Annotated in this window: 22 protein-coding genes; all 22 read left to right on the top strand. The window is 53.0% G+C overall.

The window, feature by feature from the left end:
- Positions 1 to 16: 16 nt before the first annotated feature.
- The 22 genes from mnmG to phoU all read left to right on the top strand — a co-directional run bounded on the left by mnmG (position 17) and on the right by phoU (position 23,699).
- Positions 17 to 1,906 carry a tRNA uridine-5-carboxymethylaminomethyl(34) synthesis enzyme MnmG gene (gene mnmG, locus AAER43_RS22820; RefSeq protein ID WP_008500196.1) on the top strand — a complete coding sequence of 630 codons (1,890 nt, stop codon included), beginning with the start codon at positions 17 to 19 and terminating at the stop codon, positions 1,904 to 1,906.
- 107 nt (positions 1,907 to 2,013) lie between these two features.
- The gene (gene rsmG / locus AAER43_RS22825; RefSeq protein ID WP_014881881.1) at positions 2,014 to 2,640 is read left to right on the top strand and encodes a 16S rRNA (guanine(527)-N(7))-methyltransferase RsmG; all 627 of its coding nucleotides are present in this window, start codon (positions 2,014 to 2,016) and stop codon (positions 2,638 to 2,640) included.
- A 616-nt stretch (positions 2,641 to 3,256) separates the two neighbouring features.
- Entirely contained in the window at positions 3,257 to 3,637 is a 381-nt protein-coding gene (gene atpI, locus AAER43_RS22830; protein WP_008500194.1) for a F0F1 ATP synthase subunit I, read from the top strand.
- An 8-nt stretch (positions 3,638 to 3,645) separates the two neighbouring features.
- Positions 3,646 to 4,461: a F0F1 ATP synthase subunit A gene (atpB, locus tag AAER43_RS22835; protein ID WP_014881883.1), complete on the top strand. Its 816-nt coding sequence runs from the start codon at positions 3,646 to 3,648 to the stop codon at positions 4,459 to 4,461.
- A gap of 49 nt (positions 4,462 to 4,510) precedes the next feature.
- Positions 4,511 to 4,750, top strand: a complete 240-nt coding sequence (gene atpE, locus AAER43_RS22840; protein ID WP_000429386.1) for a F0F1 ATP synthase subunit C — start codon at positions 4,511 to 4,513, stop codon at positions 4,748 to 4,750.
- A 48-nt stretch (positions 4,751 to 4,798) separates the two neighbouring features.
- Positions 4,799 to 5,269 (top strand): F0F1 ATP synthase subunit B, encoded by a 471-nt coding sequence (gene atpF / locus AAER43_RS22845; protein WP_003862370.1) that lies wholly within the window; start codon positions 4,799 to 4,801, stop codon positions 5,267 to 5,269.
- Between the two features lie 14 nt (positions 5,270 to 5,283).
- Positions 5,284 to 5,817: a F0F1 ATP synthase subunit delta gene (gene atpH / locus AAER43_RS22850; protein WP_008500192.1), complete on the top strand. Its 534-nt coding sequence runs from the start codon at positions 5,284 to 5,286 to the stop codon at positions 5,815 to 5,817.
- A 12-nt stretch (positions 5,818 to 5,829) separates the two neighbouring features.
- Positions 5,830 to 7,371, top strand: a complete 1,542-nt coding sequence (gene atpA / locus AAER43_RS22855; protein WP_028017764.1) for a F0F1 ATP synthase subunit alpha — start codon at positions 5,830 to 5,832, stop codon at positions 7,369 to 7,371.
- Between the two features lie 51 nt (positions 7,372 to 7,422).
- The gene (gene atpG, locus AAER43_RS22860; RefSeq protein WP_014881884.1) at positions 7,423 to 8,286 is read left to right on the top strand and encodes a F0F1 ATP synthase subunit gamma; all 864 of its coding nucleotides are present in this window, start codon (positions 7,423 to 7,425) and stop codon (positions 8,284 to 8,286) included.
- A gap of 31 nt (positions 8,287 to 8,317) precedes the next feature.
- Positions 8,318 to 9,700, top strand: a complete 1,383-nt coding sequence (gene atpD, locus AAER43_RS22865) for a F0F1 ATP synthase subunit beta (protein ID WP_003862362.1) — start codon at positions 8,318 to 8,320, stop codon at positions 9,698 to 9,700.
- A gap of 20 nt (positions 9,701 to 9,720) precedes the next feature.
- On the top strand, positions 9,721 to 10,140 hold the full coding sequence (locus AAER43_RS22870) for a F0F1 ATP synthase subunit epsilon (RefSeq protein WP_006177560.1): 420 nt from the start codon (positions 9,721 to 9,723) through the stop codon (positions 10,138 to 10,140).
- Positions 10,141 to 10,278: 138 nt separating this feature from the next.
- Positions 10,279 to 11,649 (top strand): bifunctional UDP-N-acetylglucosamine diphosphorylase/glucosamine-1-phosphate N-acetyltransferase GlmU, encoded by a 1,371-nt coding sequence (gene glmU, locus AAER43_RS22875; protein WP_045134506.1) that lies wholly within the window; start codon positions 10,279 to 10,281, stop codon positions 11,647 to 11,649.
- Positions 11,650 to 11,873: 224 nt separating this feature from the next.
- Positions 11,874 to 13,703: a glutamine--fructose-6-phosphate transaminase (isomerizing) gene (gene glmS, locus AAER43_RS22880; RefSeq protein ID WP_014881886.1), complete on the top strand. Its 1,830-nt coding sequence runs from the start codon at positions 11,874 to 11,876 to the stop codon at positions 13,701 to 13,703.
- 330 nt (positions 13,704 to 14,033) lie between these two features.
- On the top strand, positions 14,034 to 14,555 hold the full coding sequence (locus AAER43_RS22885) for a fimbrial protein (RefSeq protein ID WP_014881887.1): 522 nt from the start codon (positions 14,034 to 14,036) through the stop codon (positions 14,553 to 14,555).
- A 101-nt stretch (positions 14,556 to 14,656) separates the two neighbouring features.
- Entirely contained in the window at positions 14,657 to 15,337 is a 681-nt protein-coding gene (locus tag AAER43_RS22890) for a fimbria/pilus periplasmic chaperone (RefSeq protein ID WP_050863394.1), read from the top strand.
- Between the two features lie 50 nt (positions 15,338 to 15,387).
- Positions 15,388 to 17,856, top strand: coding sequence for a fimbria/pilus outer membrane usher protein (locus AAER43_RS22895; protein WP_342702034.1), 2,469 nt, complete (start codon positions 15,388 to 15,390; stop codon positions 17,854 to 17,856).
- Positions 17,857 to 17,865: 9 nt separating this feature from the next.
- Positions 17,866 to 18,921 carry a fimbrial protein gene (locus AAER43_RS22900; protein WP_050863396.1) on the top strand — a complete coding sequence of 352 codons (1,056 nt, stop codon included), beginning with the start codon at positions 17,866 to 17,868 and terminating at the stop codon, positions 18,919 to 18,921.
- A gap of 246 nt (positions 18,922 to 19,167) precedes the next feature.
- Positions 19,168 to 20,208 (top strand): phosphate ABC transporter substrate-binding protein PstS, encoded by a 1,041-nt coding sequence (pstS, locus tag AAER43_RS22905; RefSeq protein ID WP_014881891.1) that lies wholly within the window; start codon positions 19,168 to 19,170, stop codon positions 20,206 to 20,208.
- Between the two features lie 81 nt (positions 20,209 to 20,289).
- Complete coding sequence (gene pstC / locus AAER43_RS22910; RefSeq protein WP_014881892.1) at positions 20,290 to 21,249, top strand: phosphate ABC transporter permease PstC; 960 nt, start codon at positions 20,290 to 20,292, stop codon at positions 21,247 to 21,249.
- A complete protein-coding gene (gene pstA / locus AAER43_RS22915) occupies positions 21,249 to 22,139 on the top strand; it encodes a phosphate ABC transporter permease PstA (RefSeq protein WP_014881893.1) in 891 nt (296 codons plus the stop codon). The genes pstC and pstA overlap by 1 nt, the downstream gene beginning before the upstream one ends.
- Before the next feature lie 47 nt (positions 22,140 to 22,186).
- Complete coding sequence (gene pstB, locus AAER43_RS22920; RefSeq protein WP_010426574.1) at positions 22,187 to 22,960, top strand: phosphate ABC transporter ATP-binding protein PstB; 774 nt, start codon at positions 22,187 to 22,189, stop codon at positions 22,958 to 22,960.
- Positions 22,961 to 22,973: 13 nt separating this feature from the next.
- On the top strand, positions 22,974 to 23,699 hold the full coding sequence (phoU, locus tag AAER43_RS22925; protein WP_008500182.1) for a phosphate signaling complex protein PhoU: 726 nt from the start codon (positions 22,974 to 22,976) through the stop codon (positions 23,697 to 23,699).
- Positions 23,700 to 23,771: the final 72 nt, after the last annotated feature.

Below are 23,771 nucleotides of genomic sequence, written 5' to 3' on the forward strand. Positions count from 1 at the left end.
CGCGAGGCAGACCACCATGTTTTATCAGGATCCTTTTGACGTCATCATCATTGGCGGGGGTCACGCAGGCACTGAGGCCGCAATGGCCGCAGCGCGTATGGGTCAACAGACCCTGCTTTTGACACACAATATCGACACGCTGGGACAAATGTCCTGTAATCCGGCGATTGGCGGCATTGGGAAAGGACACCTGGTAAAAGAAGTGGATGCGCTTGGCGGCCTGATGGCGAAAGCGATCGATCATGCAGGCATCCAGTTTAGGATACTAAACGCGAGTAAAGGGCCGGCAGTGCGTGCCACTCGTGCACAGGCAGACCGCGTGCTTTATCGTCAGGCCGTACGTACCGCGCTGGAGAACCAGCCAAACCTGATGATCTTCCAGCAGGCGGTAGAAGATCTTATCGTTGAGAACGATCGCGTCGTGGGTGCTGTGACCCAGATGGGCCTTAAATTCCGCGCCAAAGCGGTGGTACTGACCGTCGGCACCTTCCTGGACGGGAAAATTCATATTGGTCTGGATAACTACAGCGGTGGCCGTGCAGGCGATCCGCCATCCATTCCGCTCTCTCGTCGTCTGCGTGAACTTCCACTGCGCGTAAGCCGCCTGAAGACTGGCACACCGCCACGTATTGATGCGCGCACCATTGATTTCAGCGTGCTTGCGCAACAGCACGGTGATAACCCGATGCCGGTCTTCTCGTTCATGGGCAATGCGGCGCAACATCCGCAGCAGGTACCGTGCTACATCACGCATACCAACGAAAAAACCCATGACGTGATCCGCAATAACCTCGATCGCAGCCCAATGTACGCCGGTGTGATCGAAGGGATCGGTCCGCGTTACTGCCCGTCGATCGAAGACAAAGTGATGCGCTTTGCCGATCGTAACCAGCACCAGATCTTCCTGGAGCCGGAAGGGCTGACCTCAAACGAAATTTATCCGAACGGTATCTCCACCAGCCTGCCGTTCGATGTGCAGATGCAGATTGTTCGCTCAATGCAGGGCATGGAGAATGCGAAAATCGTTCGCCCTGGCTACGCTATTGAGTACGATTTCTTCGACCCGCGTGACCTGAAGCCAACCCTGGAGAGCAAATTCATCCACGGTCTGTTCTTCGCGGGCCAGATTAACGGCACCACCGGTTACGAAGAAGCAGCTGCACAGGGTCTGCTGGCCGGTCTGAACGCTGCCCGTTTCTCTGCCGAAAAAGAGGGCTGGGCCCCGGCGCGTTCTCAGGCCTATCTGGGCGTACTGGTTGACGATCTCTGCACCCTGGGCACAAAAGAACCGTACCGTATGTTTACCTCTCGTGCGGAATATCGCCTGATGCTGCGCGAAGATAACGCCGACCTGCGTCTGACTGAAATGGGCCGCGAGCTGGGTCTGGTCGATGACGAACGCTGGGCACGCTTTAACGAGAAGCTGGAGCGCATTGAACAGGAACGTCAGCGTCTGAAAACCACGTGGGTTAATCCACAGGCGGAAACCGCTGCCGAAGTGAACGCTCACTTAACTGCTCCGCTCTCACGCGAAGCCAGCGGTGAAGATCTGCTGCGTCGTCCGGAAGTGACCTATGAGAATCTGGTGAAACTCACCGCGTTCGCCCCGGGTCTTGAAGATGCCGAAGCCGCTGAACAGGTCGAAATTCAGGTGAAGTACGAAGGCTATATCGCGCGCCAACAGGATGAGATTGAAAAACAGCAGCGTAACGAAAACACGTTGCTGCCGGAAATGCTGGACTACCGTCAGGTGACGGGGCTTTCCAACGAAGTGATCGCTAAGCTGAACGATCATAAACCGGTATCCATCGGCCAGGCATCACGTATCTCTGGCGTTACGCCCGCCGCGATTTCGATTCTGCTGGTGTGGTTGAAGAAACAGGGTATGCTGCGCCGCAGCGCGTAATGCCCAGAACATTGCCCGGTGGCGATGCGCTTACCGGGCCTACTGAAGCCGTAGGGCGGGTAAGCGAAGCGCCACCCGCCACCTAAGTTTTCCAACAGGTATTCACCGTGCTCAACAAACTCTCTCGTCTGCTGGATCAGGCAGGTATTTCGCTCACCGATCACCAGAAAAATCAGCTGGTGGCCTATGTCGATATGCTGAACAAATGGAACAAAGCGTACAACCTGACGTCGGTACGCGACCCCAACGAGATGCTGGTACGCCATATTCTCGATAGCATCGTTGTGGCACCGTATCTGAAGGGTGAGCGTTTTATCGACGTTGGCACGGGGCCCGGTCTGCCAGGGGTTCCGCTGTCGATTGTCCGGCCGGAAAGTCATTTCACGCTGCTGGACAGCCTCGGTAAGCGCGTGCGCTTTTTACGACAGGTTCAGCATGAGCTGAAGCTTGAGAACATCACGCCCGTTCAAAGCAGGGTAGAGGCGTTTCCGGCAGAACCGCCGTTTGACGGTGTTATCAGCCGCGCCTTTGCTTCACTCAATGACATGGTGAGCTGGTGTAAACATTTGCCCGCAGAAGAGAAAGGGCGTTTCTATGCGCTGAAAGGGCAACTGCCGGGTGATGAAATTGAACAGCTTCCGGACGGTTTTGCCGTTGAATCCATCGAGAAATTAAACATTCCTCAGCTCGACGGTGAACGTCATCTGGTGATAATTAAGCCAAACAATTTTTAAAAAATTAATAAAAAATGTGGAATTTGTGCTGTTCTGGTGATGTTAAAAAACAGCACAACTCACATGGATTTACCCGTTAGCATTTAACCTCTTTTTTACTATGGTTTTTCTTATGGTTAACGTTGCGCCTATTATTCACCGTGAAGATAGTCAACTATGAAAATATCAGTCTGCTAAAAGTGGAAGACTGTAATCAGAGTGCGATGTTAATTATTTATTAAGAATGTCAATAAAAGGTTTTTATTGTGTACGGGGCTGTTTTGAAAATAGTTGCGATATTTTATCTTTGATTTCAGAAAGATACTCCTGTGCGATTTACGGCTTTGATAAATACAACCTTATCGCAAATGTGTGTTTTGTGATCTCGTGCACGCTTTGTAGTCAACGTTTTCGCGCTGTTTGCAGTTTTGCTCGAAGGTCGATGCTTTCAGCGAAAGTTGAAAAATAGCGGTGGGGAAAAATATTTAAACATTTATTCACCTTTTCGCTACTTAATGTTTGAAATCACGGGTACGCACCGTATAATTTGTCCGCTTTTTGATGCTTGACTCTGAGCCTTAAAGGACGTTTTATACGACACGCGGCATACCTCGAAGGGAGCAGGAGTAAAAACGTGATGTCTGTGTCGCTCTTGAGTAGAAACGTTGCTCGTAAGCTTCTGTTCATTCAGTTTCTGGCTGTGATAGCAAGTGGACTGCTGTTTAGCCTCAAAGACCCCTTCTGGGGCATCTCCGCCGTGTGCGGGGGTTTGGCAGTTGTGCTGCCAAACGTGTTGTTTATGATTTTTGCCTGGCGTCATCAGGCGCATACACCCGCCAAAGGCCGCGTGGCCTGGTCCTTCGCTCTTGGCGAAGTGTGTAAGGTGTTGCTGACCTTTGCTCTACTGGTGATGGCGCTGGCGGTTTTGAAAGTGGTCTTCATGCCGCTGATAGCAACGTGGGTTTTGGTGCTGGTGGTACAAGTTCTGGCTCCAGCTGTAATCAATAACAAAGGGTAAAAGGCATCATGGCTTCAGAAAATATGACGCCGCAGGATTACATAGGTCACCATCTGAATAACCTTCAGCTGGACCTGCGTACATTCTCGCTGGTGGATCCGCATAACCCCCCGGCCACCTTCTGGACGATCAACATCGACTCCATGTTCTTCTCGGTGGTATTGGGTCTTCTGTTCCTGGCCATGTTCCGCAGCGTTGCTAAAAAGGCGACCAGCGGTGTTCCAGGGAAATTCCAGACATTCGTTGAAATGATCATCGGCTTCGTCCATGGCAGCGTGAAAGACATGTACCATGGTAAGAGCAAGCTGATTGCTCCGCTGGCCTTGACCGTGTTCGTTTGGGTCTTCCTGATGAACCTGATGGACCTGCTGCCAATTGACCTGCTGCCGTTCATCGGCGAGCACATCTTCGGCCTGCCTGCGCTGCGTGTTGTACCGTCTGCGGACGTGAACATCACTCTGTCGATGGCGCTGGGCGTGTTTATCCTGATTCTTTTCTACAGCATCAAAATGAAAGGCGTAAGCGGCTTTGTGAAAGAGCTTACCTTGCAGCCGTTCAACCACTGGGCGTTTATTCCGGTCAACCTGATCCTGGAAGGCGTTAGCCTGCTGTCCAAACCTGTTTCACTGGGTCTGCGACTGTTCGGCAACATGTATGCGGGTGAGCTGATTTTCATTCTGATCGCGGGTCTTCTGCCGTGGTGGTCACAGTGGATTCTGAATGTGCCATGGGCCATTTTCCACATCCTGATCATTACGCTGCAAGCCTTTATCTTCATGGTTCTGACGATCGTCTATCTGTCGATGGCGTCTGAAGAGCACTGATTTTTTACCAACACTACTACGTTTTAATTGAAACAAACTGGAGACTGTCATGGAAAACCTGAATATGGATCTGCTGTACATGGCTGCCGCTGTGATGATGGGTCTGGCGGCTATCGGTGCTGCGATCGGTATCGGCATCCTCGGGGGCAAATTCCTGGAAGGCGCAGCGCGTCAACCTGATCTGATTCCTCTGCTGCGTACTCAGTTCTTTATCGTTATGGGTCTGGTGGATGCTATCCCAATGATCGCTGTAGGTCTGGGTCTGTACGTGATGTTTGCTGTCGCGTAGTTGTTGTTTTAAAACCCCAAGCCACAGAAATTTAAGAGGTATTGTGCTGTGAACATGAACGCAACAATCCTCGGCCAGGCCATCGCGTTTATTCTCTTTGTCTGGTTCTGCATGAAGTATGTATGGCCGCCTTTAATGGCTGCCATCGAAAAACGTCAGAAAGAAATTGCTGACGGTCTGGCTTCTGCAGAACGCGCTAAGAAAGATTTGGACCTTGCACAGGCCAACGCGACAGACCAGCTGAAAAAAGCGAAAGCGGAAGCTCAGGTCATCATCGAACAGGCTAACAAACGCCGTTCGCAGATCCTGGACGAAGCCAAAGCTGAAGCAGAACAGGAACGTACTAAGATCGTGACACAGGCTCAGGCTGAAATTGAAGCTGAGCGTAAACGTGCTCGTGAAGAACTGCGTAAGCAGGTTGCGATTCTGGCTGTTGCTGGCGCCGAGAAGATCATCGAACGTTCCGTGGATGAAGCTGCTAACAGCGACATCGTGGACAAACTTGTCGCTGAACTGTAAGGAGGGAGGGGCTGATGTCTGAATTTGTTACGGTAGCTCGCCCCTACGCCAAAGCAGCTTTTGACTTTGCTATCGAACACCAAAATGTCGATCGCTGGCAGAATATGCTGGCGTTTGCCGCTGAGGTGACGAAAAACGAACAAATGGCCGAGTTGCTTTCCGGTGCGTTAGCGCCTGAAACTCTCGCCGCGTCGTTTATCGCCGTGTGCGGAGAGCAACTGGATGCCAACGGCCAGAACCTGATTAAGGTGATGGCAGAAAATGGTCGTCTCCGTGTGCTCCCGGATGTTCTCGAGCAGTTTGAGCACTTACGTGCCCTTAGTGAAGCAACAGCTGAAGTCGAAGTGACTTCAGCGACTGAACTGAGTGATGAACAGCTTGCGAAAATCACCGCCGCGATGGAAAAACGTCTGTCACGCAAAGTTAAGCTGAATTGCAAAATCGATAAGTCTGTAATGGCAGGCGTAATCATCCGCTCGGGTGATATGGTCATTGATGGCAGCGTACGCGGCCGTCTTGAACGCCTTGCAGACGTCTTGCAGTCTTAAGGGGACTGGAGCATGCAACTGAATTCCACCGAAATCAGCGAACTGATCAAGCAGCGCATTGCTCAGTTCAATGTTGTGAGCGAAGCTCACAATGAAGGTACTATTGTTTCTGTAAGTGACGGTGTTATCCGCATCCACGGCCTGGCCGATTGTATGCAGGGTGAGATGATTTCCCTGCCGGGTAACCGTTACGCTATCGCACTGAACCTGGAGCGCGACTCCGTAGGTGCGGTTGTGATGGGTCCATACGCTGACCTCGCCGAAGGCATGAAGGTTAAGTGTACTGGCCGTATTCTGGAAGTGCCGGTTGGCCGTGGCCTGCTGGGCCGCGTTGTTAACACCCTGGGTGCGCCAATCGACGGTAAAGGTCCGGTTGAGCACGATGGCTTCTCTCCAATCGAAGTTATCGCACCAGGCGTTATCGATCGTCAGTCCGTCGATCAGCCTGTTCAGACAGGCTATAAGTCTGTTGACGCCATGATCCCAATCGGTCGTGGTCAGCGTGAACTGATCATCGGTGACCGTCAGACCGGTAAAACCGCGATGGCAATCGACGCCATCATCAACCAGCGTGACTCCGGCATCAAATGTGTGTACGTGGCCATCGGCCAGAAAGCGTCCACCATTTCTAACGTGGTTCGTAAACTGGAAGAGCACGGCGCGCTGGCTAACACCATCGTGGTTGTGGCTACCGCTTCTGAATCTGCTGCACTGCAATACCTGGCGCCATACGCGGGTTGCGCAATGGGCGAATACTTCCGTGACCGCGGTGAAGATGCACTGATCGTATACGATGACCTGTCTAAACAGGCTGTTGCTTATCGTCAGGTTTCCCTGCTGCTCCGTCGTCCACCAGGACGTGAAGCATTCCCGGGCGACGTATTCTACCTCCACTCTCGTCTGCTGGAGCGTGCTTCCCGCGTTAACGCGGAATACGTCGAGAACTTCACCAAAGGTGAAGTGAAGGGTAAAACGGGCTCTCTGACCGCACTGCCGATCATTGAAACCCAGGCGGGTGACGTTTCTGCGTTCGTTCCGACCAACGTAATCTCCATTACCGATGGTCAGATCTTCCTGGAAACCAACCTGTTTAACTCCGGTATTCGTCCGGCGGTTAACCCGGGTATCTCCGTATCCCGTGTTGGTGGTGCTGCTCAGACCAAGATCATCAAGAAACTGTCCGGTGGTATCCGTACCGCGCTGGCACAGTATCGTGAACTGGCTGCGTTCTCTCAGTTCGCATCCGATCTGGACGAAGCAACCCGTAAACAGCTGAGCCACGGTCAGAAAGTGACCGAGCTGCTGAAGCAGAAACAGTACGCACCAATGTCTGTTGCTCAGCAGGGCCTGGTACTGTTCGCGGCTGAACGCGGTTACCTCGAAGATGTGGAACTGGCGAAAATCGGTAGCTTCGAAGCCGCTCTGCTGGCTTACGTCGACCGTGATCACGCTCCGCTGATGCAAGAGATCAACCAGACCGGTGGCTATAACGACGAAATCGAAGGCAAGCTGAAAGCTATCCTCGATTCCTTCAAAGCAACCCAATCCTGGTAATCGTCCGGCGGCTTGTCTCAGGACAAGCCGCCTGGCATTGAGGAGAAGCTCATGGCCGGCGCAAAAGAGATACGTAGTAAGATCGCAAGCGTCCAGAACACGCAAAAGATCACTAAAGCGATGGAGATGGTCGCCGCTTCCAAAATGCGTAAATCGCAGGATCGCATGGCGGCCAGCCGTCCTTATGCAGAGACCATGCGCAAAGTGATTGGTCACCTTGCAAACGGTAATCTGGAATACAAGCACCCTTACCTGGAAGAACGCGACGTTAAGCGCGTGGGCTACCTGGTGGTGTCGACTGACCGTGGTCTGTGTGGCGGCTTGAACATTAACCTGTTCAAAAAACTGCTGGCGGATATGAAAGGCTGGTCCGATAAAGGCGTTCAGTGCGATCTGGCACTGATTGGCTCTAAAGGCGTCTCTTTCTTTAACTCCGTTGGTGGCAACATTGTCGCTCAGGTGACCGGTATGGGTGATAACCCGTCCCTGTCCGAACTGATCGGCCCGGTTAAAGTGATGTTGCAGGCCTATGATGAAGGCCGTCTGGACAGACTGTACGTTGTCAGCAACAAATTTATTAACACCATGTCTCAGGTACCAACGATCACTCAGATGCTGCCTTTACCGGCATCAGAAGATGACGAGTTGAAGCAGAAAGCCTGGGATTACCTGTATGAACCCGATCCGAAACCGCTGCTGGATACCCTGCTGCGTCGTTACGTTGAATCTCAGGTTTATCAGGGCGTTGTAGAAAACCTGGCCAGCGAGCAGGCCGCACGAATGGTGGCGATGAAAGCCGCGACCGATAATGGCGGCAGCCTGATTAAAGAGCTGCAGTTGGTTTACAACAAAGCTCGTCAGGCCAGCATTACTCAGGAACTCACCGAGATTGTCTCGGGGGCCGCCGCGGTTTAACCAGGTTTACGAATTACGTAGAGGATTCAAGATGGCTACTGGAAAGATTGTCCAGGTAATCGGCGCCGTGGTGGACGTCGAGTTCCCTCAGGACGCCGTACCACGCGTGTACGACGCGCTTGAGGTACAGAATGGTAACGAGAGCCTGGTGCTGGAAGTTCAGCAGCAGCTCGGCGGCGGTATCGTGCGTACCATCGCGATGGGTTCTTCCGACGGTCTGCGTCGTGGTCTGGAAGTGAAAGACCTTGAGCACCCGATTGAAGTGCCTGTAGGTAAAGCAACACTGGGTCGTATCATGAACGTATTGGGTCAGCCAATCGACATGAAAGGCGACATCGGTGAAGAAGAGCGTTGGGCTATCCACCGCGCGGCACCTTCCTACGAAGAGCTGTCAAGCTCTCAGGAACTGCTGGAAACCGGCATCAAAGTTATCGACCTGATGTGTCCGTTTGCGAAGGGCGGTAAAGTTGGTCTGTTCGGTGGTGCGGGTGTAGGTAAAACCGTAAACATGATGGAGCTGATCCGTAACATCGCGATCGAGCACTCCGGTTACTCTGTGTTTGCGGGCGTAGGTGAACGTACTCGTGAGGGTAACGACTTCTACCACGAAATGACCGACTCTAACGTTCTGGACAAAGTATCCCTGGTTTACGGCCAGATGAACGAGCCACCAGGAAACCGTCTGCGCGTTGCGCTGACTGGTCTGACGATGGCTGAGAAGTTCCGTGACGAAGGCCGTGACGTTCTGCTGTTCGTTGATAACATCTATCGTTACACCCTGGCCGGTACTGAAGTATCTGCACTGCTGGGTCGTATGCCTTCAGCGGTAGGTTATCAGCCTACGCTGGCGGAAGAGATGGGTGTTCTTCAGGAACGTATCACCTCTACCAAAACCGGTTCTATCACCTCCGTTCAGGCGGTATACGTACCTGCGGATGACTTGACTGACCCATCACCAGCCACCACCTTTGCGCACTTAGATGCAACCGTGGTACTGAGCCGTCAGATCGCGTCTCTGGGTATCTACCCGGCCGTTGACCCGCTGGACTCCACCAGCCGTCAGCTGGATCCACTGGTTGTGGGTCAGGAACACTACGACACCGCGCGTGGCGTACAGTCCCTGCTGCAGCGTTACCAGGAACTGAAAGACATCATCGCCATCCTGGGTATGGATGAGCTGTCAGAAGAAGACAAACTGGTGGTAGCACGTGCGCGTAAGATCCAGCGCTTCCTGTCCCAGCCGTTCTTCGTTGCGGAAGTATTCACCGGTTCTCCGGGTAAATATGTTTCCCTGAAAGACACCATCCGTGGCTTTAAAGGCATCATGGAAGGCGAATACGATCACCTGCCAGAGCAGGCGTTCTACATGGTTGGTTCCATCGAAGAAGCAGTGGAAAAAGCCAAAAAACTTTAACGCCTTAATCGGAGGGTGATATGGCAATGACTTACCACCTGGATGTCGTCAGCGCAGAGCAACAAATGTTCTCTGGTCTGGTCGAGAAAATCCAGGTAACGGGTAGTGAAGGTGAACTGGGTATTTTCCCGGGTCACGCACCGCTGCTCACCGCCATTAAGCCTGGTATGATCCGCATCGTTAAACAGTTCGGTCATGAAGAGTTTATCTATCTGTCCGGCGGCATTCTTGAAGTGCAGCCAGGCAGTGTGACCGTTCTGGCCGATACCGCTATTCGTGGCCAGGATCTCGACGAAGCACGAGCCCTGGAATCGAAGCGTAAGGCTGAAGAGCACATTAGCAGCTCTCATGGTGACGTGGATTACGCTCAGGCGTCTGCGGAGCTGGCCAAAGCGATCGCGAAACTGCGCGTTATCGAGTTGACCAAAAAAGCGATGTAACACCGGCTTGAAAAGCTCAAAAGCCAGTCTGTATACCAGGCTGGCTTTTTTTTTGTGCCTTAATTCATGATGAAAAAGATGTAGAATTTTAAGCATCAAACGTTTTTACTTCTCACTTAAATTACCGTCAGGATGCGTATGTCAAACAGTGCGATGAGCGTGGTGATCCTTGCCGCTGGCAAAGGTACCCGCATGTATTCCGATCTGCCTAAAGTGCTTCACCGTCTGGCAGGAAAGCCAATGGTGCAGCATGTCATTGATGCAGCGAATGAACTGGGGGCCCGTCAGGTCCATCTGGTTTATGGACACGGTGGCGATCTGCTTAAAAAGGCGCTGAGCGATGACGCGCTCAACTGGGTGCTCCAGGCTGAACAACTGGGTACTGGCCATGCAATGCAGCAGGCCGCCCCTTTCTTTGCCGATGACGAAGACATCCTGATGCTCTACGGAGACGTCCCTCTGATCTCCGTCGAGACGCTGACTCGCCTGCGTGCAGCCAAACCGCAGGGCGGCATCGGTTTATTAACCGTCGTGCTGGACGACCCAACGGGCTATGGCCGTATCACGCGTGAGAACGGCCACGTAACGGGTATCGTTGAACACAAAGACGCCAGCGATGAACAGCGTCAGATTCAGGAGATCAACACCGGTATCCTGATTGCCAATGGCGCAGATATGAAGCGCTGGCTGTCGAAGCTCAATAACAACAACGCGCAGGGTGAGTACTACATCACCGATATCATTGCGATGGCGTACCACGAAGGGCGTGAAATTGCCGCCGTTCATCCGGCGCGCATCAGTGAAACGGACGGCGTGAATAACCGTCTGCAGCTTTCTCGTCTCGAGCGCATTTATCAGTCTGAGCAGGCCGAAAAGCTGTTGCTGGCCGGCGTAATGCTGCGCGATCCAGCGCGTTTCGATCTGCGCGGGACCTTGTCGCACGGGCGAGATGTTGAGATTGATACTAACGTTATCCTTGAAGGTAACGTTCAGCTTGGCAACCGCGTCAAAATTGGCGCCGGCTGTGTTATCAAAAACAGCGTCATCGGTGACGACTGCGAAATTAGCCCGTACAGCGTGGTTGAAGATGCTCATCTGGACGCGGCGTGTACTATCGGTCCGTTTGCGCGTCTGCGTCCAGGTGCTGAGCTGCTGGAAGGCGCTCACGTAGGCAACTTCGTGGAAATGAAAAAAGCGCGTCTGGGGAAAGGCTCGAAAGCCGGTCATCTGACTTATCTGGGTGACGCAGAAATTGGCGACAACGTGAATATTGGTGCAGGAACCATTACCTGTAACTATGACGGTGCCAACAAGTTCAAAACCATTATCGGCGACGACGTGTTTGTGGGTTCTGACACGCAGCTGGTGGCGCCTGTCACCGTAGGTAACGGCGTGACCATTGCCGCCGGGACGACCGTGACACGTGACGTGGCGGATAACGAGTTAGTGTTAAGCCGCGTGCCGCAGGTGCACAAGCAGGGCTGGAAACGCCCGGTGAAGAAGAAGTAACAACAAGGCGGGTGGCGTTACGCTTACCCGCCCAACCATTGAGTAGGCCTGATAAGGCGTAGCCGTCATCAGGCAAACCCGGGTGAGGAGATAAATATATATCTCCCCCCACAAGCAGTACCCATAACTATAACCCCACTCTCTACAAGGCTCGGGGTGCCCGGAAAGGGCAAATACAGGTCAGCGACAACGCAGGCATCATGCCTAAATTCGGAATCTAAAATATGTGTGGAATTGTTGGCGCAGTTGCGCAGCGTGATATTGCTGAAATCCTTCTCGAAGGTTTACGTCGTCTGGAATACCGTGGTTACGACTCTGCCGGTCTGGCTGTCGTAGATGCAGAAGGTCATATGACCCGTCTGCGCCGCCTGGGTAAAGTGCAGATGCTGGCCCAGGCTGCGGAAGAACATCCGCTGCACGGCGGGACGGGTATTGCGCACACCCGCTGGGCGACGCACGGTGAACCATCCGAAGGTAACGCCCACCCGCATGTGTCTGAACACATCGTGGTCGTCCATAACGGCATTATCGAAAACCACGAACCCCTGCGCGAAGAACTGAAAGCGCGCGGTTATACCTTTGTCTCTGAAACCGACACCGAAGTGATTGCTCACCTGGTGCACTGGGAGCTGGCACAGGGCGGCACGCTCCGTGAAGCGGTACTTCGCGCTATTCCTCAGCTGCGCGGTGCGTACGGTACGGTAATCATGGATTCCCGCGACCCGTCCACGCTGCTGGCCGCGCGTTCCGGTAGCCCAATGGTAATCGGTCTGGGGATGGGGGAAAACTTCATCGCCTCCGATCAGCTGGCACTTCTGCCGGTGACCCGCCGCTTTATCTTCCTGGAAGAGGGAGATATCGCGGAAGTGACTCGCCGCAGCGTGACCGTCTTCGATACCAAAGGCGAGCAGGTTAAGCGTCAGGAGATTGAATCTAATTTGCAGTACGATGCGGGCGACAAAGGCGCGTACCGTCATTACATGCAGAAAGAGATTTACGAGCAGCCAAACGCGATCAAAAACACTCTGACCGGGCGCATTAGCCACGGTGAGGTGGATCTGAGCGAACTGGGTGCCAATGCCAATGAACTGCTCGGCAAGGTTGAGCATATTCAGATCGTCGCCTGTGGCACCTCCTACAACTCCGGTATGGTCTCTCGCTACTGGTTTGAATCCCTGGCGGGTGTGCCGTGCGACGTGGAAATCGCGTCTGAATTCCGCTATCGCAAATCCGCTGTGCGTCGCAACAGCCTGATGATCACCTTGTCTCAGTCCGGTGAAACGGCAGATACCCTGGCAGCGCTGCGTCTTTCTAAAGAGCTGGGTTACCTGGGCTCTCTGGCCATCTGTAACGTTCCAGGTTCTTCACTGGTGCGCGAGTCCGATCTGGCGCTGATGACCAAAGCGGGCACCGAAATTGGCGTCGCCTCTACTAAAGCGTTTACCACTCAGTTGACGGTTCTGCTGATGCTGGTGGCGAAGCTGGCGCGTCTGAAAGGCGAAGATGCTTCCGTTGAGCACGACATCGTTCACGGGCTGCAGGCGCTGCCGAGCCGTATTGAGCAGATGCTGTCTCAGGACAAACGCATTGAAGCACTGGCGGAAGATTTCTCTGACAAACATCACGCCCTGTTCCTGGGCCGTGGCGATCAGTATCCGATCGCGCTCGAAGGCGCGCTGAAGCTGAAAGAGATCTCCTACATTCACGCTGAAGCTTATGCGGCAGGCGAGCTGAAACACGGCCCTCTGGCGCTGATTGATGCGGATATGCCGGTCATCGTTGTGGCACCAAACAACGAACTGCTGGAAAAACTGAAATCCAACATCGAAGAAGTGCGCGCCCGCGGCGGTGTCCTGTACGTCTTCGCTGATAAAGATGCCGGTTTTGCCAGCAGCGACAATATGCACATCATCGAAATGCCGCATGTCGAAGAGGTGATTGCACCGATCTTCTACACTGTTCCGCTGCAGCTGTTGGCTTATCACGTGGCGCTGATCAAAGGCACTGATGTTGACCAGCCGCGTAACCTGGCGAAATCGGTCACTGTTGAATAATTTTATATATTGAAGTGAAATAGCCCCATAAATCTATGATTGCGGGGCTATTTTTTGATCGGTAAATATAAATTTACTCTGAAAATATAATTCTGGAATAATAGAGATATATAAATCCTGGTAGAATTAACCCTGTTTTTTTAAATATAATATTACATTAAGACCTCACTTCATCCTGAACTATTCCATATTCGGCAGGCGAGAATAATAGAATAATATTTCTTCTTGTTATTTTTTATTTTAAAGAGTTTAATGCTCTTCGCTTGTATGCCCTGAAGCATTTATCAGGGAAATAGTATTTTGCAATGTATAATTCAGGATGGTGTTGTAATGAAAGGAAATACGTTAAAGAGCATTGTTGTGCTTTCCTCTTTATTTTTCGGTGCGCAGACACATGCGGCCAATGGCAATGGTACTGTCCATTTCACGGGCGAAATTATCGATAGTACCTGTGAGGTGTCTACCGGTACTAAAGACCAGACCGTTGATTTAGGCAAAGTGAATAAATCAACGTTTACCGGCGTGGGGTCAATGGCGTCGGTTCAGGCATTCCAGATCGATCTGCTGAACTGCCCGGATACCTACAAAAAAGCCAGCGCCCGTTTTGACGGCACCGAAGACGGTGACGGGTACCTGAAGCTGTCTTCTGGCGGGGCGAGTGGCGTTGCGATTGCAATTTATAACCGCGCCGATAACAGTCTGCTTAAGCTTTACAATCAGTCTACGCCTGCCACTATTTCCTCCGGCAAGGCGTCGTTACCATTTATGGCTCGCTATATCGCCACGTCTGCAACCGTAACGGCGGGCACTGCCAATGCGGATTCGGAATTTACGATTACATACAGTAATTAATTCCTTCAATCTCTTTCTGTAAAAAAATAATCAGGCCTGGTGAGGTTGGGTTTGTTGCGCCCTTTTATCGGAAATTATCCAGGCCTGTTACAGGATATAATATGCGCAGGCGTTTTATAATTTTATTTGTTACTCTTCTTTTCTCATTCGCTACCGGGACGTCAAGTGCCGGGATTGTTATTGGTGGCACCCGCGTTATCTTCCCTGGAAATAAAGCAGATACCACCCTCTCTGTCTTAAATAAAGATACGGCACTGCCTTACCTTCTTCAGGCATGGGTTGAGCCTTTTAACAATGCGGATAAGCACCAGCCGCCCTTTACGGTTATTCCTCCCGTCTCCCGGCTGGAGCCCGGCCAGGAGCGTGTCCTGCGTATCATTAAAACTCAGGGCGAATTACCGTCTGACAGGGAGTCCGTGTTTTGGCTGAATATTAAAAATATTCCCCCGTCGACAACCGAAGAAAGCAGCAAGCTGGAAATTGCCATCAAAACGCGCATTAAACTCTTCTGGCGTCCGGCGGGTGTTAAGGAAACGCCTGAAACAGCCGCTCTGAAAGTGAAATGGCAACGGCAGGGCAGCATGCTGGTGGTCACCAACCCGACGGCCATTCACGTCAATGTGATCGACGTGGCTATTGATGGCAAGCCGCTCGACCTGGCGATGATAATGCCGTTTGAGACACGTCGGCTGGCGCTGCCTGCTGGCGTGAGCAAAATGCTCATCTGGCACAGTATTAATGATTACGGCGCGATTAGCGACGCTATTCAGCAACCTCTTTAACCGCGGCGGGGTTGCTTGTATTGAAACGTTTTCACTCTTTGATTTTATCCCTGCTGTGGCTGGGAGGAAGCTATCCGCTTCTCGTCAGTGCCACACGACCACTCTTTAACGTGCGTCTGCTGGAGCTTGATCGGCCCATTGAGGTCGATATCAGCCAGTTCAATCGCCCGGATAACCTGCCTGAAGGAGAATATCAGGTTGATATCTATGTGAACGATCGATTCATTGCGCGCAGGGCGGTGCGTTTTTTCCGCCAAGATCCGGAGAGTGCGTTTGCGACTTGTTTTGTGGATGTAAAAAACACGCTGGCGATGTTTGGCCTGAAAGTAAACGCGATTAAAGCGCTGGATACGGTGAATGCTGAAGTTTGTGAACCGGTGCCGGTGCTGCCTGGCGCGAAATGGACGCTGGACAGCGAAAAGCTTGCGCTGAAGGCGTCGATCCCTCAGGTCTATCTGGACGCCACGGCGCGTGACGCCATTTCGCCCTCGCGCTGGGATCAGGGTATCGACGCTTTGATGCTGAACTACGATTTCTCCACGACCCAGACGCTGAAGTCAGACTATGACAGTGACGATCTCTACTACCTGAATTTACGCAGCGGGCTGAACATTGGCGGATGGCGCCTGCGTAACTATAGCGCCTTAAATGCGGTCAACAGCCGCGGTAACGTTCGTTCGCTGAGCACGTACTTACAGCATGATATTGCCAGCCTGCGCAGCCAGGCCATGGCGGGTGATACGTGGACCGCGAGCGATCTCTTCGACAGTTCACAGGTGCGCGGCGTGCGTCTGTACACCGACAGCGACATGCTCCCCGATAGCCAGAACGGTTTTGCGCCGGTGGTGCGCGGCGTGGCGAAAACCAACGCCGTGGTCACCATCCGCCAGAACGGCTACATGATTTATCAGTCGGCCGTGCCGCAGGGGCCGTTTGCGTTGACCGATCTCAACACCACCTCAAGCGGCGGAGATCTGGACGTCACCATCAAAGAGGAAGACGGCAGCGAGCAGCATTTTGTTCAGCCTTACGCATCTCTGGCAATTTTGCGTCGGGAGGGGCAAACGGATGTGGACATCAGCATTGGCGAGCGTCGTGATAACGATCGGTTTATGCCAGAGGTGATGCAGGCACAGGTATTGCACGGAATGGCGTGGGGAATGACGCTGTATGGTGGCACGCAGCTGGCAGACGATTACCGCGCGTTTGCCGCCGGCGTTGGTAAAGATCTCGGCAATATCGGCGCTATTTCGATGGATATCACCCATGCCCAATCGCACTTTACGGATGATGACGAGCAGGGGCAATCCTGGCGTTTTCTGTACTCAAAAACGTTCGACGTCAGCAATACCAGCCTGCGTATTGTAGGTTATCGCTATTCAACGGAAGGGTTTTACACCCTGGGCGAATGGGCATCGCGCACGGGCGATAGCGAGAACTTCTGGCATACGGGCAACCGCCGCAGCCGGGTAGAAGGCACCTGGACCCAACCGTTTTCCGAGGGGTACGGTAATGTCTATCTTACGCTGAGCCGGGAGCAATTCTGGCGTACGGACGATGTGCAGCGCCTGATACAGATAGGCTACAGCAACAGCTGGAAGCAGGTCGTGTGGAACCTGTCGTGGAACTATACCGATACGGTGTCTGACAGCATGGGAGAGTGGCAACAAGAAGATGAAAGCGAGCATCTCGTTATGCTGTCGCTGTCTCTGCCGCTTTCGGCCTGGTTACCCAACAGCTACGTCAACTACAACTACGCCCACAGCAACCATGGCACACCTTCCCACCAGATTGGGTTGAACGGCAATCTGCTCGACGATAACAATCTGAGCTGGAACATACAGCAGTCCGTGTATGAAAACCGCGGCACCTCGGCGGGAAATGCGGGTCTGGTCTGGGATGCGTCCTACGGCTCGCTAAAGACGAATTATGCCTGGAGCGACGAAAGCCAGAGCCTGAACTACGGCGTCAGCGGCGGCGTGTTGATCCACGACGAAGGCATCACCTTCTCGCAGGAGATGGGCGAAACGGTGGCGCTGATCAAAGCGCCTGGTGAGGCAGGGTTATCGGTAGATAACGCCAGCGGCGTTGCCACCGACTGGCGCGGCTACACCGTGAAGACGCAGCTTTCACCCTACGATGAGAACCGTATTGCGCTTCAGAATAAGGATTTTGTTTCAGGCAACGTTGAGCTGGAATGCAGCGTGCAAAACCTGGTGCCTACGCGTGGCGCGGTGGTGAAAGCCGAGTTTGTTACGCACATCGGCTATCGGGTGCTGTTTAGCGTTTCACTGGCGAACGGCAAGCCTGCACCGTTTGGTGCGGTGGGTACCGCTGCGCTTGATGTGGGAAGCGCAACGGGAATTGTCGGTGACAAAGGTGAACTCTATCTCGCCGGGATGCCCGAATCGGGGCAATTTTCGCTGACGCTCAGCAGCGGCAAGGCCTGTCTGGCTGATTACCACATCCATCAGAAACCTGATTCCGGGCTTGTGCAACTGCCTGTCATTTGTCGATAAAGGATAAGAATGAAACCCCAATTCTGGCTTTTTACTCTCTTTTTTGCCGCTTTTTTTTTACAGGCGGCGCCTACCGGCTACTGCGTACCTGACAATGGCAAATACCATAACTATTTCACTGTCGCGGAACAATTAACGACGCTTGATAACCTGGTTGGCATGCAGCATATGATCGATATGAATAACTCTACGACCTCGTTTAAGGGAACGTGCTACTACCAGACGGGGAAAAATGAAAGTTACGATCATGCTTACATCACCAGCGTGGTTAATCCAGCCCTGCAGCCCACCACTAGCAGAAACAATATCTCCTATTATTATCTCAATAAGTATCTTGATATCGGTTTGCAAATCTACATTCTTGGCGTTGGCTACACCACCGTTCCCTTCGATCACCTGCCAAATGACATTGGGGGAACGTACCGGTGTCATAATGGCGTCAGTTCGCAAACCACGTTTTACAGCGGTGGGTCGGGCTTTATTTATCTGTATGTCAAAAAACAATTTACCGGCACGATCACTATACCGTCGATGGTCATGGCAAATATCTATGCCACTATCGATCCCCGTACCGTCTCGAACGAAATCATCTCGGATGTGATTGTGCAGGGATCGGTCACGGTCCCGCAAACCTGCGAAATAGATGAAGGCCAGGCGATAATGATTGATTTCAAGTCTATTCTGGCATCGGAATTCTCAGCTAACCGGGGCCAGGCGGTGTCTTCCCGCAAGATTACCCGGCAGGTCAATATCAAATGTTCAAATATGATGTTTACCGACACGCTGGGTGCAACCTTCCACGCCTCTGCCGCGACAGCCGACAGTACGATGGTAGCCACCGATAATCCGGACGTGGGGATTAAGATTTACGATAAACATAACAGGGAAATTAATGTAAACGGCGGTGAACTTGAGGCGGAAACGACGAAAATGCCCGTGACTCTGGAAGGCGAGACGCTGGGGACGCTCACGTTTTCAAGCGCTCCGGCTAGCGCAACCGGGTCCAGACCCGCGCCCGGTCCGTTCAACGGCACGGCTACCCTGACGATTGAAATCGGACACTAATCCATTAACGGCTGTTTATGACAGCCGTTGTCATATTTCACGGACAAAACGGCGATCTTTAAAATAAAAATGACAAAAAAATGAATGCCTGATGAATTAAGTGCTATATTTTTCATGTGGTTACACCTTCCTTTGTGTTTGTCATAAAACTGTCATATTTCGTACATTTATCTGTCACCTGTTTGTCCTATTTTGCTCATCGTAGCCACTTAAACAATGATTTACGAAATCCTTGCAGGAGACATTATGAAAGTTATGCGTACCACTGTCGCAACTGTTGTCGCCGCGACCTTATCTCTGAGCGCGTTCTCTGTATTTGCAGAAGCAAGCCTGACTGGCGCTGGTGCAACCTTCCCTGCGCCGGTGTATGCCAAATGGGCGGATACCTACCAGAAAGAAACCGGTAATAAGGTTAACTATCAGGGTATCGGCTCCTCCGGTGGCGTAAAACAAATTACCGCTAACACCGTTGATTTCGGTGCATCAGACGCGCCGTTGTCTGACGATAAACTGAATCAGGAAGGCCTGTTCCAGTTCCCGACCGTGATCGGTGGTGTGGTTCTGGCTATCAACCTGCCGGGCGTGAAGTCTGGTGAGCTGGTGCTGGATGGCAAAACCCTGGGTGACATCTACCTGGGTAAAATCAAAAAATGGGATGACGAAGCGATCGCTAAGCTCAACCCAGGCCTGAAGCTGCCTGCTCAGAACATCGCCGTGGTTCGCCGCGCGGATGGTTCTGGTACCTCCTTCGTCTTCACCAGCTACCTGGCAAAAGTGAACGAAGAGTGGAAATCGAAAGTCGGTTCCGGCTCTACCGTTAACTGGCCAACTGGTCTGGGCGGTAAAGGTAACGACGGTATCGCTGCGTTCGTACAGCGTCTGCCTGGCTCAATTGGCTACGTAGAATACGCGTACGCGAAGCAGAACAACCTGTCCTACACCAAACTGGTGTCTGCTGATGGCAAACCTGTAAGCCCGACCGAAGAGAACTTTGCTAACGCTGCAAAAGGCGCTGACTGGAGCAAATCCTTCGCGCAGGATCTGACGAACCAGAAAGGCGAAGGTGCGTGGCCAATCACCTCCACCACCTTCATTCTGGTTCACAAAGAGCAGAAGAAACCTGAGCAGGGCGCTGAAGTGCTGAAGTTCTTCGACTGGGCATACAAAAACGGCGCTAAACAGGCTAACGACCTGGACTACGCCAGCCTGCCAGACAGCGTGGTTGAGCAGATTCGTGCTGCATGGAAAACCAACGTGAAAGACAGCAGCGGTAAAGCATTGTATTAATTTAGCATTCTGACGAAAATGGCGGGTGGCGCTTGCGCTTACCCGCCGATTTCGTAAACGCGTTTAACAGAAGAGTGATTTATGGCTGCAACCAAGCCTGCATTTAACCCTCCGGGTAAAAAAGGTGACATGATTTTCAGCGCGCTGGTCAAACTGGCTGCGCTGATTGTGCTATTGCTGCTGGGCGGCATTATCGTGTCTCTGATTTTCTCCTCCTGGCCGAGCATTCAGAAATTCGGTTTCTCCTTCCTGTGGACCAAAGAGTGGGATGCGCCGAACGACGTTTACGGTGCGCTGGTGCCCATTTACGGCACGCTTGTGACCTCGTTCATCGCTCTGCTGATTGCGGTTCCAGTAAGCTTCGGTATTGCCCTGTTCCTGACGGAGCTGGCGCCAGGCTGGCTGCGTCGCCCGCTGGGCATCGCCATTGAACTGCTGGCGGCCATTCCAAGTATTGTGTACGGCATGTGGGGCCTGTTTATCTTTGCGCCTCTGTTTGCCACATACTTCCAGGAGCCGGTGGGAAATGTTCTTTCTGCCATTCCGTTTGTGGGCGCCCTCTTCTCTGGCCCGGCATTCGGCATTGGTATTCTTGCGGCAGGGGTGATCCTCGCCATCATGATTATTCCGTACATTGCGGCGGTTATGCGCGATGTCTTTGAACAAACGCCGGTGATGATGAAAGAGTCGGCCTACGGCATCGGCTGCACCACCTGGGAAGTCATCTGGCGCATTGTCCTTCCGTTCACCAAAAATGGGGTGATCGGCGGCGTCATGCTGGGATTAGGCCGTGCGTTGGGTGAAACCATGGCGGTCACCTTTATCATCGGTAACACCTACCAGCTCGACAGCGTCTCTCTGTATATGCCGGGTAACAGTATTACCTCTGCACTGGCGAACGAGTTTGCCGAAGCGGAATCCGGGCTGCACGTCGCGGCGCTGATGGAACTGGGTCTGATTCTGTTCGTTATCACCTTCATTGTTCTGGCGATTTCCAAGCTGATGATCCTGCGTCTCGCGAAAAATGAGGGGGCACGCTGATGGCGACTCTCGAAATGCAAAGCACCGCTCAGCTGGCGGAATCCCGCCGCAAAATGCAGGCAAAGCGTCGTTTTAAAAACCGCATTGCGCTGACGCTTTCCATGGCGACGATGGCGTTCGGCCTGTTCTGGCTGATCTGGATCCTGATGTCCACCATCACCCGTGGTATTGATGGCATGTCGCTGGCGCTATTCACCGAAATGACGCCGCCGCCAAACACGGCGGGTGGTGGTCTGGCGAACGCCCTGGCGGGGAGTGGATTACTGATCCTGTGGGCGACCGTGTTCGGTACGCCGCTGGGCATTATGGCGGGTATCTACCTGGCAGAGTACGGGCGTAAATCCTGGCTGGCTGAGGTGATTCGCTTCATTAACGACATCCTGCTTTCTGCTCCGTCGATTGTCGTGGGTCTGTTTGTTTACACCATCGTGGTTGCGCAAATGGAACACTTCTCCGGCTGGGCGGGTGTGATTGCGCTGGCGCTGCTGCAGGTGCCTATTGTGATTCGTACCACCGAGAACATGCTGAAACTGGTGCCGGACAGCCTGCGTGAAGCGGCTTATGCGCTGGGTACGCCGAAGTGGAAAATGATCTCTGCGATTACGCTGAAAGCGTCGGTCTCCGGGATCATGACCGGGATTCTGCTGGCTATCGCCCGTATTGCCGGTGAAACGGCTCCGCTGCTGTTTACTGCCCTCTCCAACCAGTTCTGGAGCACGGACATGATGCAGCCGATCGCCAACCTGCCGGTGACGATCTTTAAATTTGCGATGAGCCCATTCGCGGAATGGCAGCAGCTGGCCTGGGCCGGGGTGCTGATCATCACCCTTTGCGTACTGTTGCTGAACATTCTGGCGCGCGTCATTTTCGCGAAGAAGAAACACGGTTAATTTTTTACGGCGCGGCAGCTCGCGGCGCCGAATGAGGAAAAGAGTCAATGAGTATGGTTGATACTGCCCCGGGTAAGATTCAGGTTCGTGATTTGAACTTCTACTACGGCAAATTCCATGCCCTGAAGAACATCAACCTGGATATCGCGAAGAACCAGGTCACGGCATTTATCGGTCCGTCTGGCTGTGGTAAATCCACATTGCTGCGTACCTTTAACAAAATGTATTCGCTCTATCCGGAGCAGCGTGCTGAAGGTGAAATCATCCTGGACGGTGAAAACATTCTGACCCAGGCGCAGGATATCGCCCTGCTGCGCGCCAAAGTGGGGATGGTGTTCCAGAAACCGACGCCGTTCCCGATGTCCATTTATGACAACATCGCCTTTGGCGTTCGTCTGTTTGAAAAGCTTTCCCGTGCCGATATGGACGAGCGCGTGCAGTGGGCGTTGACCAAGGCCGCATTATGGAACGAAACCAAAGATAAACTTCACCAGAGCGGGTACTCTCTGTCCGGTGGTCAGCAGCAGCGTCTGTGCATTGCGCGCGGTATTGCTATTCGCCCGGAAGTGTTGTTGCTTGATGAGCCGTGTTCAGCGCTGGACCCGATCTCAACTGGCCGTATTGAAGAGCTGATCACCGAGCTGAAGCAGGATTACACCGTGGTTATCGTGACCCACAACATGCAGCAGGCTGCGCGTTGCTCCGATCACACCGCGTTTATGTACCTGGGTGAGCTGATCGAGTTCAGCGATACGGACGCGCTGTTCACCAGACCTGCGAAGAAACAAACCGAAGATTACATTACTGGCCGCTACGGTTGATTTGGAGTGAATCATGGACAACCTCAATCTTAACAAACACATTTCCGGCCAGTTCAACGCAGAGCTGGAGAGTATTCGCACGCAGGTGATGACCATGGGTGGCATGGTTGAACAGCAGCTTTCCGATGCGATTACGGCGATGCACAACCAGGACAGCGAGCTGGCGAAGCGCGTCATTGAAGGCGACAAGAACGTCAACATGATGGAAGTCGCCATCGACGAAGCGTGCGTGCGCATTATCGCGAAACGTCAGCCGACGGCGAGCGATCTGCGTCTGGTGATGGCCATCATCAAAACCATCGCCGAGCTGGAGCGTATTGGTGACGTGGCCGACAAAATCTGCCGCACCGCGCTGGAGAAATTCTCTCAGCAGCACCAGCCGCTGCTGGTGAGCCTGGAGTCACTGGGTCGGCACACCGTGCAGATGCTGCACGACGTGCTGGATGCTTTTGCGCGTATGGATCTGGACGAAGCGGTGCGTATCTACCGGGAAGACAAGAAGGTCGACCAGGAGTATGAAGGCATCGTGCGTCAGCTGATGACCTACATGATGGAAGACTCCCGTACCATCCCAAGCGTGCTGACCGCCCTGTTCTGCGCGCGCTCCATCGAGCGTATCGGCGACCGCTGCCAGAACATTTGCGAATACATTTTCTACTTCGTGAAGGGTCAGGACTTCCGTCACGTCGGCGGTGACGAGCTGGACAAGCTGCTGGCGGGTAAAGACCCGAAAGAGTGATTTTTGTGGCGAGTGGCGCTAGCGCTTATCCGCCCTACGCACTAACTGGTTTTCTCCCTCTCCCTTTGGGAG

The organism is Enterobacter sp. FUJ80071 (genome assembly GCF_038739915.1).
GTDB classification, from domain to species: Bacteria; Pseudomonadota; Gammaproteobacteria; order Enterobacterales; family Enterobacteriaceae; genus Enterobacter; species Enterobacter kobei.

Bases quoted from the DNA above. Each gene is read 5' to 3' on its own strand.
- mnmG (WP_008500196.1), top strand. From the start codon at position 17: ATGTTTTATCAGGATCCTTTTGACGTCATCATCATTGGCGGGGGTCAC.
- atpI (WP_008500194.1), top strand. From the start codon at position 3,257: ATGTCTGTGTCGCTCTTGAGTAGAAACGTTGCTCGTAAGCTTCTGTTC.
- atpB (WP_014881883.1), top strand. From the start codon at position 3,646: ATGGCTTCAGAAAATATGACGCCGCAGGATTACATAGGTCACCATCTG.
- atpE (WP_000429386.1), top strand. From the start codon at position 4,511: ATGGAAAACCTGAATATGGATCTGCTGTACATGGCTGCCGCTGTGATG.
- atpH (WP_008500192.1), top strand. From the start codon at position 5,284: ATGTCTGAATTTGTTACGGTAGCTCGCCCCTACGCCAAAGCAGCTTTT.
- atpA (WP_028017764.1), top strand. From the start codon at position 5,830: ATGCAACTGAATTCCACCGAAATCAGCGAACTGATCAAGCAGCGCATT.
- atpG (WP_014881884.1), top strand. From the start codon at position 7,423: ATGGCCGGCGCAAAAGAGATACGTAGTAAGATCGCAAGCGTCCAGAAC.
- atpD (WP_003862362.1), top strand. From the start codon at position 8,318: ATGGCTACTGGAAAGATTGTCCAGGTAATCGGCGCCGTGGTGGACGTC.
- AAER43_RS22870 (WP_006177560.1), top strand. From the start codon at position 9,721: ATGGCAATGACTTACCACCTGGATGTCGTCAGCGCAGAGCAACAAATG.
- glmU (WP_045134506.1), top strand. From the start codon at position 10,279: ATGTCAAACAGTGCGATGAGCGTGGTGATCCTTGCCGCTGGCAAAGGT.
- glmS (WP_014881886.1), top strand. From the start codon at position 11,874: ATGTGTGGAATTGTTGGCGCAGTTGCGCAGCGTGATATTGCTGAAATC.
- AAER43_RS22885 (WP_014881887.1), top strand. From the start codon at position 14,034: ATGAAAGGAAATACGTTAAAGAGCATTGTTGTGCTTTCCTCTTTATTT.
- AAER43_RS22890 (WP_050863394.1), top strand. From the start codon at position 14,657: ATGCGCAGGCGTTTTATAATTTTATTTGTTACTCTTCTTTTCTCATTC.
- AAER43_RS22900 (WP_050863396.1), top strand. From the start codon at position 17,866: ATGAAACCCCAATTCTGGCTTTTTACTCTCTTTTTTGCCGCTTTTTTT.
- pstS (WP_014881891.1), top strand. From the start codon at position 19,168: ATGAAAGTTATGCGTACCACTGTCGCAACTGTTGTCGCCGCGACCTTA.
- pstC (WP_014881892.1), top strand. From the start codon at position 20,290: ATGGCTGCAACCAAGCCTGCATTTAACCCTCCGGGTAAAAAAGGTGAC.
- pstA (WP_014881893.1), top strand. From the start codon at position 21,249: ATGGCGACTCTCGAAATGCAAAGCACCGCTCAGCTGGCGGAATCCCGC.
- pstB (WP_010426574.1), top strand. From the start codon at position 22,187: ATGAGTATGGTTGATACTGCCCCGGGTAAGATTCAGGTTCGTGATTTG.
- phoU (WP_008500182.1), top strand. From the start codon at position 22,974: ATGGACAACCTCAATCTTAACAAACACATTTCCGGCCAGTTCAACGCA.